Source organism: Vibrio injensis (assembly GCF_001895205.1).
GTDB classification, from domain to species: Bacteria; Pseudomonadota; Gammaproteobacteria; order Enterobacterales; family Vibrionaceae; genus Vibrio; species Vibrio injensis.
In genome coordinates, this window is the sequence record NZ_BDJF01000012.1 from 1 (window position 1) to 2,563 (window position 2,563).

Genomic DNA, 2,563 nt, shown 5'->3' on the forward strand with positions numbered 1-2,563 from the left:
AAAAATTAACTCTTGACGCCATAGTCTCTTGTTATATTTCAGTTCCACACAGCTACTGAAACACCAAACAACCTTTGAAAATAGCAAACAACATCAATCGCTTAATGTAAGTTGAGCTAGCTTTGGTACAAAAAACAGTTAATTTTTAAATTGGCTCAAGCTTACCCATTGATTCTGATGATAAATCTCAGAGAAACAAACCATTAATGCAAACCAAATTAAAATAGCTGCCAAATGCGATTAAACGATAATGTTCGTTAGTCATTGATATACTTGATCAAATCAACAGCCATCCATCACAAGAAATCATCAACCAGCAAAGATCCCACATTATCACTTAACTTTTAAATTTGTAACACGTTGAATTTAAGAGAAATATAACGCCCGGTTAAGGGGTGAGCAACGCAACTACCAACTCACCGCACAATACCGTAACCACTGAAATCAACGCAAAACAAAAATGCCGAGCGTTGCGAATCCCTCTTTAACCGTTTGTTAGGTGCCTGAACACAATCGTCTTTTTGGCTCTGTTTCATGCAAGTATCGAGTAAAAGTATCTTTCGGACGCTCAAGACCATTTTCAGCTAACACTCTTGAGGCCATACCTCGATGATTACTGCCATGCGTCAGTAAATGAAGCAAAATTTCTTCTATTGTTAACTGTCCAAAACCACCATCGATAAAACGGAAAATCACATTACGTTTGAGTTCGTCTGCACTCACTGATTTTGTAAAATCAATAAGCCATGAGTCATGCTCATTCATGATTCGTCGCAACTCTGACAATGAAGGAGTCTCGACGGTATTGTCACCACTGTACTTTTCGGGCTCACCTAAAATACGACTGATAAAAAGACTATCCACGACCGTTGTGTGATTCAAAATCCGAACGAAAAAGGTCGCATCTTTTTCTGGTAACTGTGAAAATTGTTTTTCACCTAACTCAAGCAACTCATCGTTTGCCCATTTTTTATATTGAAACGCACTAGCAAACTGCATTTTTTCTCCACGATTTACTTCTTGATAACTGATTGGCACCTAACGCCCTGTTAAGGTGTGAGCAACGCAATACCGATGCTTCTGCAAACCGCCTTAAACACCAAACTCAACGCATAGCAAAAATGCCGAGCGTTGCGAATCACTCTTAAACAGATTGTTATGTTCGTTACTTTTTGTATTTCGCTTGCGGCAAAACCATGGGAACAGAAAACTGGATTCTTGATTCTGAAGTGTCACCATGATTCGATTTACCATTAGCTCCAATGTTAATCCCACTAACAGAAATCCCTAACCTACCACCACTTTCCGTACCGCTTGTGGCTGTTACTGCCACATCAAATGAGATTTCACTAACTTTCAGCCATTTATTAGCGTCAACTTTCAAACTTCCATATTTGCTTTCACGCTTAACCTCTGTTACACCCTCAGGACTCACTAAAGCTTGCGAGTCTTCAAGTTCTTTATTCGCTTTCTCAATTCCTCTAGCAATTTGAGATAACGACTGTGAAATAAAGTCTTCTAGATTCATTTTTTAACTCCGAGAACATAACGCCCGCCTAAGGGGCTGGCAACGCATTACCACTACACTCAAACACAACAACGGCAACCACCGCGGCTCATTGGGACTGGAAACGCCACGCGTTGACAGTCCCTCTTGAGGCGTTTGTTAGTTTCGTAGCCCATTGTTTAACAATGACTTTTTAAACTCATTTGCTTGAAAGTCATTTTACGCAAAAGCATCACGCAAACACACGTCCAACGCCAAAAGCTGTGACGTTGGCTGCCAAAACGTTCAGAGTCCGCGACAAAGAAAGCCAGATCACAGAGATGATTCAACCTTTTATGAAACCAAACTGATCAAGTTGAACGTCCGACAACATTGAAGCATCAAAGCTTGTTGGTTATCAGCGATTTTGAAACCGCTGAACTTTCAACGCTTTCTACCAAATCGGCATCAGGAAAAACCCAAAAGCCAAATTGTGCAGCTTGAACGATAAAGGCTAAATTTTCAGAACCTTGTGCGTGAATTTTTGATGATTTTCCTGAGAGAAACTAACGCCCAATTAAGTAGCCCGAAACGCAACTACCAACTTTCCGCACAACACCGTAATCACCAAACTCAACGCAAAACAAAAATGCCACGCGTTGAGGGTCTGCTTGAATTGTTTGTTATATTTCAGTTCCAGACAGCTACTGAAACACCAAACAACCTTTGAAAATAGCACACAATATCAAGCACTTAACTTAAGCCGCGCTAACTTTGGCACAAAAAAACAGTTAATTTTTAAATTGTCTCAAGCTTACCAATTGATTCTGATGATAAATCTCAGAGAAACAAACCATTAATGTAAACCAAATCAAAATAGCAGCTAAATGAGCCCAAACGATAATGTTCGTTAGGAATTGATATACTTGATCAAATCAACAGCTATCCATCACAAGAAATCATAAACCAGCAAAGCTCCCACATTATCACTTTACTTTTAAATTTGTAACACGTTGAATTTAAGAGAAATATAACGCCCAATTAAGTAGCCCGAAACGCCACTACCAACTTCCCGCA

General features: G+C 39.6%; 2 protein-coding genes. Both read right to left on the minus strand.

Annotation, left to right across the window (positions count from 1 at the left end):
- Positions 1 to 495: 495 nt before the first annotated feature.
- Positions 496 to 999 carry a DinB family protein gene (locus BSR11_RS04965; protein ID WP_072669374.1) on the minus strand — a complete coding sequence of 168 codons (504 nt, stop codon included), beginning with the start codon at positions 997 to 999 and terminating at the stop codon, positions 496 to 498.
- Between the two features lie 166 nt (positions 1,000 to 1,165).
- Complete coding sequence (locus BSR11_RS04975; RefSeq protein ID WP_072669373.1) at positions 1,166 to 1,528, minus strand: hypothetical protein; 363 nt, start codon at positions 1,526 to 1,528, stop codon at positions 1,166 to 1,168.
- Between the last annotated feature and the right edge of the window lie 1,035 nt (positions 1,529 to 2,563).

Excerpts from the sequence above, each read along its gene's own strand:
- BSR11_RS04965 (WP_072669374.1), bottom strand. The coding sequence starts at position 999 with ATGCAGTTTGCTAGTGCGTTTCAATATAAAAAATGGGCAAACGATGAG.
- BSR11_RS04975 (WP_072669373.1), bottom strand. The coding sequence starts at position 1,528 with ATGAATCTAGAAGACTTTATTTCACAGTCGTTATCTCAAATTGCTAGA.